At 60.1% G+C, this 18,001-nt stretch carries 13 protein-coding genes; 5 read left to right on the forward strand and 8 right to left on the reverse strand.

The annotated features are described in order from the left end of the window. Positions 1 to 179: 179 nt before the first annotated feature. Positions 180 to 2,555, reverse strand: coding sequence for a phosphoenolpyruvate synthase (gene ppsA, locus KGA81_RS00825; RefSeq protein WP_223544164.1), 2,376 nt, complete (start codon positions 2,553 to 2,555; stop codon positions 180 to 182). Between the two features lie 173 nt (positions 2,556 to 2,728). Here ppsA and KGA81_RS00830 point away from each other — a divergent pair, with 173 nt between their 5' ends. After that, positions 2,729 to 3,547 carry a pyruvate, water dikinase regulatory protein gene (locus KGA81_RS00830; RefSeq protein ID WP_223544165.1) on the forward strand — a complete coding sequence of 273 codons (819 nt, stop codon included), beginning with the start codon at positions 2,729 to 2,731 and terminating at the stop codon, positions 3,545 to 3,547. Between the two features lie 147 nt (positions 3,548 to 3,694). Here KGA81_RS00830 and prpD read toward each other — a convergent pair whose 3' ends face one another. The 6 genes from prpD to KGA81_RS00860 all read right to left on the reverse strand — a co-directional run bounded on the left by prpD (position 3,695) and on the right by KGA81_RS00860 (position 12,221). Continuing rightward, positions 3,695 to 5,179, reverse strand: a complete 1,485-nt coding sequence (prpD, locus tag KGA81_RS00835) for a 2-methylcitrate dehydratase (protein WP_223544166.1) — start codon at positions 5,177 to 5,179, stop codon at positions 3,695 to 3,697. 117 nt (positions 5,180 to 5,296) lie between these two features. After that, on the reverse strand, positions 5,297 to 6,487 hold the full coding sequence (gene prpF, locus KGA81_RS00840; RefSeq protein ID WP_223544167.1) for a 2-methylaconitate cis-trans isomerase PrpF: 1,191 nt from the start codon (positions 6,485 to 6,487) through the stop codon (positions 5,297 to 5,299). 63 nt (positions 6,488 to 6,550) lie between these two features. Next, entirely contained in the window at positions 6,551 to 9,145 is a 2,595-nt protein-coding gene (gene acnD, locus KGA81_RS00845) for a Fe/S-dependent 2-methylisocitrate dehydratase AcnD (protein ID WP_223544168.1), read from the reverse strand. Between the two features lie 203 nt (positions 9,146 to 9,348). Continuing rightward, the gene (prpC, locus tag KGA81_RS00850; RefSeq protein ID WP_223544169.1) at positions 9,349 to 10,476 is read right to left on the reverse strand and encodes a 2-methylcitrate synthase; all 1,128 of its coding nucleotides are present in this window, start codon (positions 10,474 to 10,476) and stop codon (positions 9,349 to 9,351) included. A 138-nt stretch (positions 10,477 to 10,614) separates the two neighbouring features. Beyond that, positions 10,615 to 11,505, reverse strand: a complete 891-nt coding sequence (prpB, locus tag KGA81_RS00855) for a methylisocitrate lyase (protein WP_223544170.1) — start codon at positions 11,503 to 11,505, stop codon at positions 10,615 to 10,617. Then, positions 11,502 to 12,221 (reverse strand): GntR family transcriptional regulator, encoded by a 720-nt coding sequence (locus tag KGA81_RS00860; RefSeq protein ID WP_223544171.1) that lies wholly within the window; start codon positions 12,219 to 12,221, stop codon positions 11,502 to 11,504. Before KGA81_RS00860 ends, prpB begins: the two co-directional genes overlap by 4 nt. 297 nt (positions 12,222 to 12,518) lie before the next feature. Here KGA81_RS00860 and KGA81_RS00865 point away from each other — a divergent pair, with 297 nt between their 5' ends. The 4 genes from KGA81_RS00865 to pabB all read left to right on the forward strand — a co-directional run bounded on the left by KGA81_RS00865 (position 12,519) and on the right by pabB (position 17,127). After that, entirely contained in the window at positions 12,519 to 13,055 is a 537-nt protein-coding gene (locus tag KGA81_RS00865) for an ATP-dependent zinc protease (RefSeq protein WP_223544172.1), read from the forward strand. Between the two features lie 5 nt (positions 13,056 to 13,060). Next, positions 13,061 to 14,596 (forward strand): inactive transglutaminase family protein, encoded by a 1,536-nt coding sequence (locus KGA81_RS00870; RefSeq protein ID WP_223544173.1) that lies wholly within the window; start codon positions 13,061 to 13,063, stop codon positions 14,594 to 14,596. Beyond that, on the forward strand, positions 14,596 to 15,582 hold the full coding sequence (locus KGA81_RS00875) for an alpha-L-glutamate ligase-like protein (RefSeq protein ID WP_223544174.1): 987 nt from the start codon (positions 14,596 to 14,598) through the stop codon (positions 15,580 to 15,582). The genes KGA81_RS00870 and KGA81_RS00875 overlap by 1 nt, the downstream gene beginning before the upstream one ends. Before the next feature lie 201 nt (positions 15,583 to 15,783). After that, entirely contained in the window at positions 15,784 to 17,127 is a 1,344-nt protein-coding gene (pabB, locus tag KGA81_RS00880) for an aminodeoxychorismate synthase component I (protein ID WP_223544175.1), read from the forward strand. A gap of 85 nt (positions 17,128 to 17,212) precedes the next feature. On the opposite strand, the gene thrH is transcribed toward pabB, so the two are convergent. Then, the gene (gene thrH, locus KGA81_RS00885; protein WP_108218929.1) at positions 17,213 to 17,830 is read right to left on the reverse strand and encodes a bifunctional phosphoserine phosphatase/homoserine phosphotransferase ThrH; all 618 of its coding nucleotides are present in this window, start codon (positions 17,828 to 17,830) and stop codon (positions 17,213 to 17,215) included. Positions 17,831 to 18,001: the final 171 nt, after the last annotated feature.

An 18,001-nucleotide genomic window follows, 5' to 3' on the forward strand; every position in this document is an offset into this window, starting at 1 on the left:
CGCCCTGCTTCAATCTCTAAAAGACCGCTCCCTGACGCTACGTCGCCCCTGTAGGAGCGAGCTTGCTCGCGAAAAACTTCAGGACACCGCGTTTATCCAGAATAAACGCGTTATCGTTTGCGTCCATCGCGAGCAAGCTCGCTCCTGCAAAGGTATGTGAGCGGGCCGTTCACACGTTATCAGGCCGAAGCTTGACCTTCCGCCAGGAAGAACCAGGTTTCCAGTACGGAATCGGGGTTCAACGAAACGCTTTCGATACCCTGTTCCATCAGCCATTTGGCCAGGTCCGGGTGGTCCGAAGGGCCCTGACCGCAGATGCCGATGTACTTGCCGGCCTTGTTGCACGCGGCAATGGCATTGGCCAACAGCTTCTTGACCGCCGGATTACGCTCGTCGAACAGGTGCGCAATGATCCCGGAGTCACGATCCAGGCCCAGGGTCAGCTGGGTCAGGTCGTTGGAGCCGATGGAGAAACCGTCGAAGAACTCGAGGAACTCTTCCGCCAGGATGGCATTGGACGGCAGTTCGCACATCATGATCACGCGCAGGTCGTTCTGGCCACGAGCCAGACCGTTTTCCGCCAGCAGATCGACTACCTGGCTCGCTTCGCCCAGGGTACGGACGAACGGCACCATGATTTCGACGTTGGTCAGGCCCATCTCGTTGCGCACGCGCTTGAGGGCGCGGCACTCGAGCTCGAAGCAGTCACGGAACGATTCGCTGATGTAACGCGACGCACCGCGGAAGCCCAGCATCGGGTTCTCTTCTTCCGGCTCGTAGAGCTTGCCGCCGATCAGGTTGGCGTATTCGTTGGACTTGAAGTCCGACAGGCGCACGATGACCTTTTTCGGCCAGAACGCTGCGGCCAGGGTGCTGATACCTTCAACCAGCTTCTCGACGTAGAAGCCGACCGGATCGTCGTAACCGGCGATGCGCTTGTCGACGCTTTCCTTGATGTCTTGCGGCAGGCCGTCGTAGTTCAGCAGTGCCTTGGGGTGCACGCCGATCATGCGGTTGATGATGAACTCCAGACGGGCCAGGCCCACACCGGCGTTCGGCAGTTGCGCGAAGTCAAAGGCGCGGTCCGGGTTGCCGACGTTCATCATGATCTTGAACGGCAGTTCCGGCATGGCGTCCACGGAGTTCTTCTTGATGTCGAAGCCCAGTTCGCCTTCGAAGATGAAGCCGGTGTCGCCTTCAGCGCAGGAAACGGTCACGCCCTGGCCGTCTTTCAACAGCTGGGTGGCGTTGCCGCAACCTACCACGGCCGGGATACCCAGCTCACGGGCAATGATCGCCGCGTGGCAAGTACGGCCGCCGCGGTTGGTGACGATCGCGCTGGCGCGCTTCATGACCGGTTCCCAGTCCGGGTCGGTCATGTCGGAAACCAGTACGTCGCCTGGCTGGACCTTGTCCATCTCGGACACGTCCTTGATGATGCGGACCTTGCCGGCGCCGATGCGCTGGCCGATGGCGCGGCCTTCCACCAGCACGGTGCCGGTTTCTTTCAACAGGTAACGTTCCATGACGTTGGCCTGGGTGCGGCTCTTCACGGTTTCCGGACGGGCCTGCACGATGTACAGCTTGCCGTCGTCACCGTCCTTGGCCCACTCGATGTCCATCGGGCACTTGTAGTGCTTCTCGATGATCATCGCCTGCTTGGCCAGCTCGCTGACTTCGGCGTCGGTCAGGCAGAAACGCGCACGTTCAGCCTTGTCCACGTCGACGGTCTTGACCGAACGACCGGCCTTGGCTTCGTCGCCGTAGATCATCTTGATGGCCTTGCTGCCCAGGTTGCGGCGCAGGATGGCCGGACGACCGGCAGCCAGCGTGCCCTTGTGGACGTAGAACTCATCCGGGTTCACCGCGCCCTGTACGACGGTCTCACCCAGGCCGTAGGCACCGGTGATGAACACCACGTCACGGAAGCCCGATTCGGTATCGAGGGTGAACATCACGCCGGCGGTGCCGGTTTCGGAACGGACCATGCGCTGCACGCCAGCGGACAGGGCCACCAGCTTGTGGTCGAAGCCCTGGTGCACGCGATAGGAAATGGCGCGGTCGTTGAACAGCGAGGCGAACACCTCTTTGGCGGCGCGAATGACGTTTTCGACACCACGGATGTTCAGGAAGGTTTCCTGCTGGCCGGCAAAGGAAGCGTCCGGCAAGTCTTCGGCGGTGGCGGAGGAACGCACGGCCACGGCCATGTCAGGGTTGCCGGCGGACAGCGTGGCGAACGCGGTGCGGATTTCGGCATTCAGCTTTTCAGGAAACTCGGCTTCCATGATCCACTGGCGGATCTGGGCACCGGTTTTGGCCAGGGCATTCACGTCATCGACGTCCAGGGCATCGAGGGCGTCATGAATCTGCTGGTTCAGGCCGCTCAACTCCAGGAAATCACGATAAGCCTGAGCGGTCGTGGCGAAGCCACCGGGCACCGAAACACCGGCGCCTGCCAGATTGCTGATCATCTCGCCGAGGGATGCGTTCTTGCCCCCCACATGCTCTACATCATGGACGCCGAGCTTATCGAGGGAAACTACGTACTCTACCAAGGTGATCTCTCCACTAACTGTGTTGGAAAAGCTCAAAACCGGCTGCTCGGGGGAGCGTTTGCCGGCTATATGGCCTGGACCTGGAAAATAAGTGAGAATGCGGGCCAATGGCGGCCGACAAATCGCGCCTATCATATCCAAGAATGATCATTAGCTTAAGGCCCAAGGTGCAAATGAAACGATCTGCTTTCTTTATCTCCGATGGTACCGGCATTACCGCCGAAACCCTGGGTCAAAGCCTTCTGGCGCAGTTCGAAAACATTGCCTTCAACAAAGTCACGCGGCCGTACATCGACAACGTGGACAAAGCGCGGGCCATGGTACAACAAATCAACAAGGCCGCCGAAACCGACGGCTTCCGTCCGATTATCTTCGACACAATTGTCAATCAGGACATTCGTGAGATTCTCGCAACCTCGAATGGTTTCATGATCGACATATTCTCGACGTTCCTGGCACCACTTGAACAGGAACTGACCGAGCATTCTTCCTACACCGTGGGCAAATCCCACTCCATCGGCTCCAACACCAATTACATGGAGCGTATCGAAGCGGTGAACTTCGCCCTCGACAACGACGACGGCGCCCGCACGCACTATTACGACAAGGCCGACCTGATACTAGTGGGCGTGTCGCGATGTGGTAAGACACCGACGTGTCTGTACATGGCCATGCAATTCGGTATCCGCGCAGCCAACTACCCGCTGACCGAAGACGACATGGAACGCCTGCAACTTCCAAACGCCCTGCGCGCCCACCAGCACAAGCTGTTCGGCCTGACCATCGACCCCGACCGCCTTACCGCGATTCGCAACGAGCGCAAGCCCAACAGCCGCTATTCGAGCTACGCCCAGTGCGAGTTCGAAGTGCGCGAGGTCGAGAACCTGTTTCGCCGCGCAAACATCCCGCACATCAACTCCACGCATTTTTCCGTGGAAGAAATCTCCGCGAAGATTCTTGTCGAGAAAGGCGTCGAGCGGCGCTTCAAATAAATCTCTATTGCTCGTTCTGACCTCATCGTCGGAACGCCGCCCGGAGCAAGCTCGCTCCCACAGGTTTTGTTGGTGTTCGCAAATACTGCATTCACAACCGCACCCTGTGGGAGCGAGCTTGCTCGCGATGAACGATAACTCGGTCTCCTAGATCACAAACAGATCCACAAACCGGTTCACCGGCGTAGCCTCTAGCCGCGCCTGATCCTTGCACAGCGCAAAAATCTCCTCGCTGCGCTGCCCCGCGAATCGTGTCAGCAAGTTCGCCCTGAATTTCTCCTCCAGCAATGGAATACCTTCAGCCCGACGCCGCCGATGCCCGATCGGGTACTCCACCACGACGTTATCAGTGCTGGAGCCATCCTTGAAAAACACCTGCACCGCATTGGCAATGGAGCGCTTGTCGGCCTCCAGATATTCACGGGTGTAGCGTGCTTCCTCGACGATGACCATCTTGTTGCGCAGCACATCGATGATTGGATGCGCCTTGTGGAAATCGTCCTCGTAGTGCTCCGCCACCAGATTGCCGAAGGCCAGCGGCACGGCCGTCATGTACTGGATGCAGTGATCGCGGTCGGCGGCGTTTGCCAATGGACCGACTTTGGAAATGATGCGAATCGCAGACTCGTGGGTGGTGATGACGATCCTGTCGATTTCGTGCAGGCGATTACGCACTCGCGGATGCAAGGTCACCGCCGCTTCGCAGGCCGTTTGCGCATGGAACTCGGCGGGAAAACTGATCTTGAACAGCACGTTTTCCATCACGTAGGTGCCGTACGGCTGCGAAAAGCTGAATGCACGTTTGTCTTCGGGTTTGAGCGCCAGATCATTGTTGGTGTGACTGAACAGTACATCGTAAAACCCCCACTGTTTGGCACTCAATACGCCGGGGATGCCCATCTCGCCGCGCATCGCGATGTCCGCCAGGCGTACACCACGACTGGACGCATCGCCCGCCGCCCAGGACTTGCGCGAGCCGGCATTCGGCGCATGCCGGTAGGTGCGCAAGGCCTGACCGTCGGCAAAGGCGTGGGACAACGCTGACAACATTTGCTCGCGATTGGCGCCCATCAGCTTGGCCGTAACCGCGGTCGAGGCGACTTTCACCAGAATCACGTGATCGAGGCCGACGCGGTTGAACGAATTCTCAAGGGCGATCACGCCTTGAATCTCGTGAGCCATGATCATCGACTCAAGCACCGTGCGCACGGTCAGCGGTGCCTCGCCATTGGCCAGGCGTTTTTGCGACAGGTGGTCGGCCACCGCGAGAATGCCGCCGAGGTTATCCGACGGATGTCCCCACTCGGCGGCGAGCCAGGTGTCGTTGTAGTCGAGCCAGCGCACGATACAGCCGATGTCCCAGGCCGCCTTGACCGGATCCAGCCGAAAAGACGTACCGGGGACCCGGGCGCCAAACGGTACGACGGTGCCTTCGACCACAGGCCCCAGATGCTTGGTGCACTCCGGAAAACGCAGAGCCAGCAGGCCGCATCCCAAGGTATCGATCAGGCAGTTGCGCGCGGTATCCAGCGCCTCTTCGGACTCGATCTTGAAGTTGAGAACGTAATCGGCAATGTCCTGCAGGACCTTGTCGTAGTCGGGGCGGTTGTTCAGGTCGACGTTGGCGCTCATGTTCGATTCACCTGTAGGAGCTGGCTTGCCAGCGAAAGCGGTGTCACAGATAACAATGATGTTGAATTTGACGGCCTCTTCGCTGGCAAGCCAGCTCCTACAAGGGGAATGCGTCAGTTAGAAGGAGTCGCCTGGCACACGAACGAACCCTTCCATCAACACCCGCGCACTGCGGCTCATGATCGCCTTGTTCACGGTCCATTCGCCATTGACCTGACTGGCCTCGGCGCCGACACGCAGGGTGCCGGACGGGTGGCCAAAGCGCACCGCATTGCGTTCGATACCGCCCGCCGCGAGGTTCACCAAAGTGCCGGAAATCGCCGCTGCCGTGCCGATCGCCACCGCCGCCGTGCCCATCATCGCGTGGTGCAGTTTACCCATGGACAGTGCACGCACCAGCAGGTCGACATCGCCTGCCGCAATCGCCTTGCCGCTTGAGGCCACGTAGTCCGCAGGCTTGGCCACGAAGGCCACCTTTGGCGTGTGCTGCCGCTTGGCCGCTTCGTCGATGTTCGAAATCAGCCCCATGCGCAGCGCGCCGTAGGCACGTATGGTTTCGAACATCAGCAAGGCTTTCGGGTCGCCATTGATCGCGCCCTGCAGCTCGGTGCCCTTGTAGCCGATGTCTTCGGCATTGACGAAAATCGTCGGGATGCCGGCGTTGATCATCGTCGCCTTGAAGGTACCGACGCCGGGCACTTCCAGGTCATCCACGAGGTTGCCGGTAGGGAACATCGAACCGCCGCCGCCCTCTTCATCCGCCGCCGGATCGAGAAACTCGATCTGCACTTCGGCTGCCGGGAAGGTCACGCCGTCGAGTTCGAAATCGCCGGTTTCCTGCACTTCGCCGTTGGTGATCGGCACATGGGCGATGATGGTCTTGCCGATGTTGGCCTGCCACACGCGAACCACCGCCACGCCGTTGTGCGGGATGCGGCTGGCGTCCACCAGACCGTTGCTGACGGCGAAGGAACCGACCGCCGCCGACAGGTTGCCGCAGTTGCCGCTCCAGTCCACGAACGGCTTGTCGATGGATACCTGACCGAACAGGTAGTCGACATCGTGATCGGCCTTGATGCTTTTCGACAGGATCACGGTTTTGCTGGTGCTGGAGGTCGCGCCGCCCATGCCGTCGATTTGCTTGTCGTACGGGTCGGGGCTGCCGATCACCCGCAGCAACAAAGCGTCGCGGGCCGGGCCTGGGACCTGGGCCGCTTCAGGTAAATCCTTCAGGCTGAAAAACACGCCTTTGCTGGTGCCGCCGCGCATGTAGGTGGCGGGAATCTTGATTTGAGCTGCGTGAGCCATAGTGCTCTTACTCCTAACCTTGAAAACAGGCACGGGACTCAAAGTCCCGTGCCTGCACAGCTATTAAACGGCAACCGCCGATTCTTCGAGGAAGTCCTGGGCGAAGCGTTGCAGCACGCCACCGGCCTCGTAGATCGACACTTCTTCAGCGGTGTCGAGGCGGCAGGTCACCGGCACATCGACGCGCTCGCCGTTCTTGCGATGGATCACCAGCGTCAGGTCTGCACGCGGAGTGCGCTCGCCGATCACGTCGTAGGTTTCGCTGCCATCGATGGCCAGGGTGTGACGGTTGGTACCTGGCTTGAATTCCAGTGGCAACACGCCCATGCCCACCAGGTTGGTGCGGTGGATGCGTTCGAAACCTTCGGCGGCAATCGCTTCCACACCCGCCAGACGTACACCTTTGGCCGCCCAGTCGCGGGACGAGCCCTGGCCGTAGTCGGCCCCGGCGATAATGATCAACGGCTGCTTGCGATCCATGTAGGTTTCGATGGCTTCCCACATGCGCATCACTTTGCCTTCCGGCTCGACACGGGCCAGCGAACCCTGCTTGACCTTGCCGTTTTCCAGAACCATTTCGTTGAACAGTTTCGGGTTGGCGAAGGTTGCGCGTTGCGCGGTCAAATGGTCGCCCCTATGAGTCGCGTAAGAGTTGAAGTCCTCTTCCGGCAGGCCCATTTTCGCCAGGTATTCGCCGGCGGCGCTGTCCATCATGATCGCGTTGGACGGCGACAGGTGATCGGTGGTGATGTTGTCCGGCAGCACCGCCAGAGGGCGCATGCCCTTGAGCGGACGGGCACCGGCCAGCGCGCCTTCCCAGTACGGCGGACGGCGGATGTAGGTGCTCATTTCGCGCCAGTCGTACAGCGGCGCGACTTTCGGGCCGGTATCTTCATGGATGGCGAACATCGGAATGTAGACCTGACGGAACTGCTCGGGTTTGACCGATGCCTTGACCACCGCGTCGATTTCTTCGTCGCTCGGCCAGATGTCTTTCAGGCGAATTTCCTTGCCATCCACCACGCCCAGCACATCCTTTTCGATGTCGAAACGGATGGTGCCGGCGATGGCGTAAGCAACCACCAATGGCGGCGAAGCGAGGAACGCCTGCTTGGCATATGGGTGGATCCGCCCGTCGAAGTTGCGGTTGCCGGACAACACCGCAGTGGCGTACAGGTCACGGTCGATGATCTCTTGCTGGATCACCGGGTCCAGTGCGCCGGACATGCCATTGCAGGTGGTGCAGGCGAAGGCCACGACGCCGAAACCGAGTTTGTCCAGCTCATCGGTCAGGCCGGCTTCGTCGAGGTACAGCGCGACGGTTTTCGAACCCGGTGCCAGGGACGACTTGACCCATGGTTTGCGAGTCAGGCCGAGCTTGTTGGCGTTGCGTGCCAGCAGGCCGGCGGCGATCACGTTGCGTGGGTTGCTGGTGTTGGTGCAACTGGTGATGGCAGCGATGATCACCGCGCCATCCGGCATCTGACCCAGTACATCGTCCCATTGGCCGGAGATGCCTTTGGCGGCCAGATCAGAAACCGCTACACGGGCGTGCGGGTTGCTCGGGCCGGCCATGTTGCGCACAACCGAAGACAGGTCGAAGGTCAGGCCGCGCTCGTATTGCGCGCCTTTCAGGCTGTCCGCCCACAGGCCTGTGGTCTTGGCATAGTTCTCGACCAACTGCACCTGCTCGTCTTCACGACCGGTGAGCTTGAGGTAGTCGATGGTCTGCTGGTCGATGTAGAACATCGCCGCAGTGGCGCCGTATTCAGGAGCCATGTTGGAGATGGTCGCACGGTCGCCGAGGGTCAGCGCGGATGCACCTTCACCGAAGAATTCCAGCCAGGCACCGACCACTTTTTGCTTGCGCAGGAACTCGGTCAACGCCAGCACCATGTCGGTGGCGGTGATGCCCGGTTGCAGCTTGCCAGTCAGTTCGACGCCAACGCTTTCCGGCAGACGCATCCACGATGCGCGGCCGAGCATCACGCTCTCGGCTTCCAGGCCACCGACACCGATGGCGATCACGCCCAGCGCATCGACGTGCGGGGTGTGGCTGTCGGTGCCGACGCAGGTATCAGGGAACGCGACGCCGTCACGCACCTGGATCACCGGAGACATTTTCTCCAGGTTGATCTGGTGCATGATGCCGTTGCCCGGCGGGATCACGTCGACGTTCTTGAACGCCTTCTTGGTCCAGTTGATGAAGTGGAAACGGTCTTCGTTGCGACGGTCTTCGATGGCACGGTTCTTCTCGAATGCCTCTGGATCGAAACCGCCGCGCTCGACGGCCAGGGAGTGGTCGACGATCAGTTGCGTCGGCACCACCGGGTTGACTTGCGCCGGGTCACCGCCTTGCAGGGCGATGGCGTCACGCAGGCCGGCGAGGTCGACCAGCGCGGTCTGGCCGAGAATGTCGTGGCACACCACACGGGCCGGGAACCACGGGAAGTCGAGGTCGCGCTTGCGCTCGATGAATTGTTTCAGGGATTCGCTGAGCGTGGCCGGGTCGCAGCGACGCACAAGGTTTTCCGCCAGCACGCGGGAGGTGTACGGCAGGGTGTCGTAGGCGCCAGGCTGGATCGCCTCGACCGCTGCGCGGACATCGAAGTAATCCAGGTGGCTGCCAGGCAGCGGTTTACGGAATTGTGTGTTCATCGTCAGGACTCGGTCACGGTAGTTACAAAAGGTGGGGCCTGGCACCAGCCCTGAATTGAAACGGACCTCTGTAGGAGCTGGCTTGCCAGCGAATGCGGTGGATCAGTCAACATGAAGGTTGAATGACAAATCGTCTTCGCTGGCAAGCCAGCTCCTACAGGGTCACCGGTTCATTCAGTGACCTGTGTCGGCGCCTCCACCATTCAGCGTTGTTCGATGGGTACGAACTTGCGCTGTTCAACGCCGATGTACTCGGCGCTTGGACGGATGATGCGGTTGTTGGCACGTTGTTCGTACACGTGGGCCGCCCAGCCGGTCAGGCGCGAGCAGACGAAAATCGGTGTGAACAACTTGGTCGGAATGCCCATGAAGTGGTACGCCGAGGCATGGTAGAAGTCGGCGTTCGGGAACAGCTTCTTCTGCTCCCACATGGTCTTGTCGATGGCTTCGGACACCGGGAACAACACCTTGTCGCCCACTTCGTCAGCGAGTTTTTTCGACCAGCCCTTGATCACCTCGTTACGCGGATCGTTGTCCTTATAGATCGCGTGACCGAAGCCCATGATCTTGTCCTTGCGCTCGAGCATGCCGAGGGTGCCTTTGATCGCGTCTTCCGGCGACGAGAAGCGCTCGATCATTTCCATCGCCGCTTCGTTGGCGCCACCGTGCAGCGGGCCGCGCAGCGAGCCGATGGCCGCGGTGATGCACGAATACAGGTCGGACAGGGTCGACGCACAAACACGCGCGGTGAAGGTCGATGCGTTGAACTCGTGCTCCGCGTAGAGGATCAGCGAAACGTTCATCACCTTGACGTGCAGTTCGCTCGGTTTCTTGCCGTGCAGCAGGTGCAGGAAGTGGCCGCCGATGGACGGCTCGTCGCTCACGCAATCGATGCGCTTGCCTTCGTGGCTGAAGTGATACCAGTAAGTCATGATCGCCGGGAACGCGGCCAGCAGGCGGTCGGTCTTGTCGTGCTGCTCAGAGAAGTCGTTCTCCGGTTCCAGGTTGCCCAGGAACGAGCAACCGCTGCGCATAACGTCCATCGGGTGGGCGTCGGCGGGGATACGTTCCAGCACTTCCTTCAAGGCTTGCGGCAGGTCGCGCAGCTTGCTCAGCTTGTCGATGTAGGCGTTCAGTTGTGCTTTGTTCGGCAGCTCGCCGTACAGCAGCAGGTAGGCGACTTCTTCGAACTGTGCGCCAGCCGCCAGTTCACGAACGTCATAACCACGATAGGTCAGACCGGCACCCGACTGGCCCACGGTGGACAGCGCGGTTTGCCCGGCTACCTGGCCACGGAGCCCGGCGCCACTGAGTACTTTTGCTTCGGCCATTTTTGTCTCCAGTATTCTTGAATTTGTCAGGAAAACCTGTGGGAGCGAGCTTGTTCGCGATGGTGGACCGAACACCGCGGGGTGCCAATTTCCCCGCGTCATCGTTAACGACCATCGCGAGCAAGCTTGCTCCTACAATTACTTCTTAGCGGCGAACAACGCATCGAGCTTCTGCTCGAAGGTGTGGTAGTCGATGCGATCGTAAAGTTCCATGCGGGTCTGCATGGTGTCGATGACGTTCTGTTGCGTGCCATCGCGGCGGATCGCGGTGTAGACGTTTTCTGCGGCCTTGTTCATGGCACGGAACGCCGACAGCGGGTACAACACCAGCGATACATCCGCTGCAGCAAGCTGTTCGGTGGTGTACAGCGGCGTCGCGCCGAACTCGGTGATGTTGGCCAGGATCGGCGCTTTCACGCGGTTGGCGAACAGCTTGTACATGTCCAGCTCGGTGATGGCTTCCGGGAACACCATGTCGGCACCGGCCTCGATGCACGCGGCGGCGCGATCCAGGGCAGACTCCAGACCTTCTACTGCCAGGGCGTCGGTACGGGCCATGATCACGAAGCTGTCATCGGTACGCGCATCGACGGCCGCCTTGATGCGGTCGACCATTTCCTGCTGGCTCACAATCTCTTTATTAGGACGGTGCCCGCAGCGCTTGGCGCCAACCTGGTCTTCGATGTGAATCGCCGCGGCGCCGAACTTGATCATCGACTTGACGGTGCGAGCGACGTTGAACGCCGAGGAACCGAAACCGGTGTCCACGTCCACCAGCAATGGCAGGTCGCAAACATCGGTGATACGGCGCACGTCAGTCAGCACGTCATCCAGGCCGGTGATGCCCAGGTCAGGCACGCCGAGGGAGCCGGCAGCCACCCCGCCGCCCGACAGGTAGATCGCCTTGAAACCGGCGCGCTTGGCCAGCAGCGCGTGATTGGCGTTGATCGCGCCGACCACTTGCAGTGGGTGTTCGCTGGCGACCGCATCGCGGAAACGCTGGCCTGGTGTGCTCTTGTTCAAACTCATGACTCACCTCGTTTGGCTGTCGGGTTGACGCCGTCCTGGTAATGACGGGCGATATTGCGTTTGGAGGCGCCGATGTGACGGCGCATCAACAACTCGGCCAGTTCACCGTCACGGTCGGCGATGGCATCGAGAATGCGGTGGTGCTCGGCAAACGCCTGGTGCGGGCGATTGGGCGTGGTGGAGAACTGGATGCGGTACATGCGCACCAGTTGATACAGCTCGCCGCAGAGCATTTGGGTCAGCGTGCGGTTGCCGCTGCCCTGGATGATTCGGTAGTGGAAGTCGAAATCGCCTTCCTGCTGGTAGTAGCCTCTCCCGGCCTGAAACGCCTCATCGCGCTCGTGGGTTTCCAGGACCCGACGCAGCTCGTCGATTTCTTCGAGGCTCATGCGCTCGGCGGCCAGGCGACAAGCCATGCCTTCCAGGGATTCGCGGATTTCGTAGAGCTCAATCAGTTCGGCGTGATTGAGCGACACCACCCGAGCGCCGACATGCGGCACGCGAACCAGCAGGCGCTGCCCTTCCAGACGGTGGATGGCCTCGCGCAACGGGCCACGGCTGATGCCGTAGGTGCGTGCCAGCTCCGGTTCGGAGATTTTGCTGCCCGGCGCAATCTCGCCTTTGACGATAGCCGCCTGAATGCGTCGGAAGACGTTCTCGGACAGGGTCTCCGTATCGTCTTGCGTTGAAACGGGGCGCTCGAGTTGATCCAGCATATTGTCGACACCTTGTGAGCCAGTGCCGCAAAAACTAACGAATACAGACAAAACAGTCAAAGGTTAAATCGATATTGTCGACAATCTTCTGATAACCGGCTGCACCACAACGAAGCAATCCCTCTGTTTATAGCCACCGGCCAGCGCTGGCGCCATCAAACTACCGTGCTAGAATGCCGCCCGCATTTGTTTGTCGCATCTGCACTGCCTGTCATAAAAACCTGACAGGCATACGAGGGAGCTTGCGCAGCGATGCCAGGGCCTTGAATCAAGTCGGACCGCTGCGCACCAGGATTTATGAGACTCAAGCCCTTCCCTGCCTTCCTTTATTTCCTTTGCCTGCCCGGTTTTACAATGGCCGGGGAAAAGACCCTGTATGGCCTCAATGAGTACGCATCGCTCAATGGCATCGACCTGGAAGTGGCGGCCAAACTCGACACCGGGGCAAAAACCGCATCCCTGAGTGCACGGGATATCAAACGTTTCAAACGCAACGGCGAGTCGTGGGTGCGTTTTTATCTGGCCATCGACACCGCCCATTCGCACCCGATCGAACGCCCGCTGGCCCGTGTCAGCAAGATCAAGCGCCGGGCCGGCGACTACGACCCGGAGGAAGGCAAGAAGTACACTGCCCGCCCGGTGATCGAACTGGACATCTGCATGGGCTCGGCCCTGCGCAGCATCGAAGTGAACCTGACCGACCGCAGCGCTTTCCAATACCCGTTACTGATAGGCTCCGAAGCCCTCAAGCGCTTCGATGCACTGGTCGACCCCAGCCTTAAATATGCTGCCGGCAAACCCGCCTGCACCACCGACGCTTATACCGCCGAGTAATTCAAATGCGCTCTCTTACCCTTCATCTGAAACTGCTGATCGCCATCCTGGTGGTGCTGGGCATTTCAGTTACGGCCTATCAGATCTTCGTGCTGGGCATCCCGGTGACCGAAGACGCAACCGACGACCTGTGGAACATCGACGCCAAGGTCGAGTTCGTCGCCAGTGCCAAGGACCCGGTCAAGATCCAGATGTTCGTGCCACCACTGAGCCGCGACTTCGTCAGCCTCAACGAGAGCTTCATCTCCAATAACTACGGCGTGGCAGTGAACCGGGTCGACGGCAACCGCAAGGTCACCTGGTCGGCGCGCCGGGCCAAAGGCAATCAGACGCTGTATTACCGCCTGGTGCTGACCAAGCGTTATTCCGGTGAGAAAGCCAAGATCAAAGGCCCGACCTTTCGCGACAGCATGACCATCGAAGGTCCGGAAAAAATCGCCGCCGAAGCGCTGCTCGCACCGATTCGCCAACACTCGGCCGACGTCGAAACCTTCGTCGGCGAATCCATCAAGCGGGTCAACAACCTCAACGACGACAACGTGAAGCTATTGCTGGCCGGCGATCCGTCCACCGCGCACAAGGCAAAAATCGTCGAGTTGCTGCTGTCCATCGCCCACGTGCCGATCGAGAAGGTCCACACCATCCGTCTGGTGGCCGACCAGCCGCAAATACCGGAACTGTGGCTGCGCAGTTTCAATGGCACCGACTGGCTGTACTTCAGCCCGGAAACCGGTGAACAGGGCCTGCCTGCAGACCGCCTGCTGTGGTGGACCGGCGACGAAAACCTGATCACCGTCGACGGCGGCAAGAAAGCCAACGTGACCTTCAGCCTGAACAACAGCGAAATGAACGCCATTCGTCTGGCCAAGCTGACCGACGAAAACACCGATGCCAACTTCCTCGAGTACTCGCTGTACGGCCTGCCGCTGCAAACCCAACAGACCTTCATGATCATGGTGATGATCCCGATCGGCGTGCTGGTGATCCTGATCCTGCGCAACCTGATCGGCATCCAGACCCTCGGCACCTTCACCCCGGTACTGATCGCCCTGGCCTTCCGCGAAACCCAGCTCGGCTTCGGCATCATGCTGTTTACCATCATCACGGCACTGGGGCTCTCGCTACGGTCCTACCTCGAACACCTGAAGCTGCAAATGCTGCCGAGACTGTCGGTGGTGCTGACCTTTGTGGTGGTGTTGATCGCGGCCATCAGCCTGTTCAGCCATAAACTCGGCCTGGAGCGCGGCTTGTCGGTGGCGCTGTTCCCGATGGTGATCCTGACCATGACCATCGAACGCCTGTCGATCACCTGGGAAGAACGTGGCGGCGGCCATGCCATGAAAGTGGCCATTGGCACACTGTTCGCCGCATCCCTGGCGCACCTGATCATGACCGTGCCAGAGCTGGTGTACTTCGTGTTCACCTTCCCGGCGATCCTGCTGATCCTGGTAGGTTTCATGCTGGCCATGGGGCGTTATCGCGGTTATCGCCTGACCGAACTGGTGCGTTTCAAGGCTTTCCTGAAAAAGGCTGACGCCTGATGTTCGGCTTCTGGAAGACCTGGAAGGCCCTGGAAGCCCGGGGCATCATGGGGATCAATCGGCGCAACGCAGACTACGTGCTCAAGTACAACAAGCGCAGCCTGTACCCGATCGTCGATGACAAGATCATCACCAAGGAGCGCGCCATCGCCGCCGGCATCCATGTGCCCGAGCTGTATGGCGTGATCTCCACCGAGAAAGAAATCGACAATCTCGAAGAGATCATCGGCACACGCCGCGACTTCGTGATCAAACCGGCCCAGGGCGCTGGCGGCGATGGCATCCTGGTCATCGCCGACCGTTTTGAAGGCCGCTATCGCTCGGTGTCCGGCCGGATCATCAGCCATGAAGAAATCGAGCATCAGGTTTCCAGCATCCTGACCGGCCTGTATTCCCTGGGCGGTCACCGCGACCGGGCGCTGATCGAATACCGCGTGATTCCGGACCAGATCTTCAAGAGCATCAGTTACGAAGGCGTGCCGGACATTCGCATCATTGTTTTGATGGGCTACCCGGTGATGGCCATGCTGCGCTTGCCGACCCGCCAGTCCAATGGCAAGGCCAACCTGCACCAGGGCGCAATCGGCGTCGGTGTGGATCTGGCCACCGGCCTGACTCTGCGCGGCACCTGGCTGAACAACATCATCAACAAACACCCGGACACCACCAACGCAGTGGATGGCGTGCAACTGCCCTACTGGGACGGTTTCATGAAACTCGCCGCTGGCTGTCATGAGTTGTGCGGGTTGGGCTACATCGGTGTCGACATGGTCCTGGACCAGGAAAAAGGCCCGCTGATTCTTGAACTCAACGCCCGGCCGGGGCTGAATATACAGATTGCCAACGACTGCGGGCTGACATTGCGTACCCATGCGGTGGAAGCACGACTGGAAGACCTGAAGGCTCGTGGCGTGACCGAGTCGGTCAAAGAGCGCGTGGCGTTTGTGCAGGAGATGTTTGGGCATATTCCTGCGGTCGAATGCTGATCCGAAACCGAGTTGCAGCGTTCGCTGGCAAGCCAGCTCCTACAGGTGGTCAGCCATCGACAATCAATACCGTAGGAGCTGGCTTGCCAGCGAAGACGTACTTCCAGTCACTGCATCATCCAATCGACATCCCCCTCTAGGAGCAAATCCCCGAGGGGACTACAATCGCCACCCCGCCTCGATGGCTGACTTCCCTCGCCCATGCTGACCTGTTCCGTACACCCGCTGCCCTATCGCGCCAACCCCGCCCAATACTTCGCGGCAATTCGCCATGCCCCCGGCGCCGTGCTGCTCGACAGTGGCCGCCCAAGCGCCGAGCGCGGTCGTTATGACCTGCTCAGCGCCTGGCCATTGGAACAACTGACGGTATCGCCCGACGAAACTGGCGACGCTTTCCTGCAACGCCTGCGCGATAATCTGACACGCCTGGGCGAAGCCAATTTGCCCGCAGATTATGAGTTGCCATTTGCCGGTGGGTTGATCGGCTACCTGAGTTACGACTTCGGCCGACATCTGGAGCGCCTGCCGAGCCAGGCACGGGACGACCTGCAACTGCCTGACGCGCGTTTCGGCCTGTACGGCTGGGCATTGGTCAGCGATCACCTTTCGCTGACCAGCCAATTGGTGTTTCACCCGACTCTGCCGGAGAGCGAGCGTCAGCGCCTGATCGATCTGTTCAGCCAGCCTGCACCGCAAGTGGTCGCCCCCTTCAAACTGCTCACCCCGATGACTGCTGACTTGAGCGCTGACCAGTATCAACAGGCCATCGAGCACATCCAGCAATACATTCAGGCCGGCGACTGTTACCAGGTCAACTTCGCCCAACGGTTTCGCGCCCCCTGCCAGGGTGATCCGTGGGCCGCTTATTGCGCATTGCGCGCAGCATGCCCGACGCCTTTTTCCGGTTTCCAGAGCCTGCCTGACGGCGATGCCGTACTCAGCCTGTCACCGGAGCGCTTCGTCAAAGTCAGCCAGCGCCACGTGGAAACCCGTCCGATCAAGGGCACTCGACCTCGGGGCCTGACGCCTGAGCAAGACGCCACGAACGCCGCCGAACTGCTGGCCAGCCCCAAGGACCGCGCGGAAAACCTGATGATCGTCGACCTGCTGCGCAATGACCTCGGCAGGACCTGCCGCACCGGTTCAGTGCGAGTGCCGGAGTTGTTCAGCCTGGAAAGCTATCCAAACGTGCATCACCTGGTGAGCAGTGTCACCGGTGAACTGGCGGATGACCGCGACGCCCTGGACCTGATCGCCGGCAGCTTCCCCGGCGGCTCGATTACCGGCGCACCAAAGATTCGCGCCATGCAGATCATCGATGAGCTGGAACCGACCCGACGCGGACTGTATTGCGGTTCATTGGTCTACCTGGACGTGCGTGGCGAAATGGACAGCTCCATCGCCATCCGCAGTTTGCTGGTCAAGGACGGGCAGGTGTGTTGCTGGGGCGGTGGCGGGATTGTCGCGGACTCGGAGTGGCAGGCCGAATATCAGGAATCGATCACCAAAGTGAAGGTGTTGCTCGATACCCTGCAAAACCTCTGAAAGCTTCGCCGGCAAGCCGGCTCCTACAAGGATCGCAGAGTTCTCGTAGGAGCTGGCTTGCCAGCGAAGGCGTCATTTCAGACAATTACAAACTCAAGGTCCGGTTCGAAGCCTTGATGAACTCCTGCTTCAGCTCTTCAAACGTATGCACCGCCGGGAACTGCGGGAACTGCGCAATCACGTTTTCCGGCGCATGGAACAAAATCCCGGCATCGGCCTCGCCCAGCATCGTGGTGTCGTTGTAGGAATCCCCCGCCGCAATCACCCGGTAGTAGAGGCTCTTGAAGGCCAGGACCGACTGACGCTTGGGATCTTTCTGACGCAACTGGTAGCCAGTGACGCGCCCGCTGTCGTCGGTAATCAGACGATGGCAGAGCAAGGTCGGAAAGCCCAGCTGGCGCATCAGTGGCTGGGAGAACTCATAGAAGGTGTCCGACAGGATCACTACCTGGAAGCGCTCGCGCAGCCAGTCGACGAACTCGATGGCGCCGTCCAGCGGCTTGAGCGTGGCGATTACTTCCTGAATGTCTGAGAGCTTCAGGCCGTGCTCGTCGAGAATCCGCAGACGCTGCTTCATCAGCACGTCGTAGTCGGGAATGTCCCGGGTGGTGGCCCTGAGGGATTCGATCCCGGTTTTTTCGGCAAAGGCGATCCAGATTTCCGGAACCAGCACACCTTCAAGATCCAGACAGGCAATTTCCACAAGACACTCCCATTTGTATTGATTATTGAGTCGAGCGAGCATAAAACCTGCCAAACTCTAGCGATTCGGGCCTGCCTGCGCAACGCAGAGGATGCCCCTGCCCGTGCAGCTTTTTGTTACCATCGGCGTTATATAGAGCGCCCAGCGCCACCGACCTGTAGGAAGCCGCCC

It is taken from the genome of Pseudomonas sp. A-B-19, assembly GCF_019947515.1.
GTDB lineage: Bacteria > Pseudomonadota > Gammaproteobacteria > Pseudomonadales > Pseudomonadaceae > Aquipseudomonas.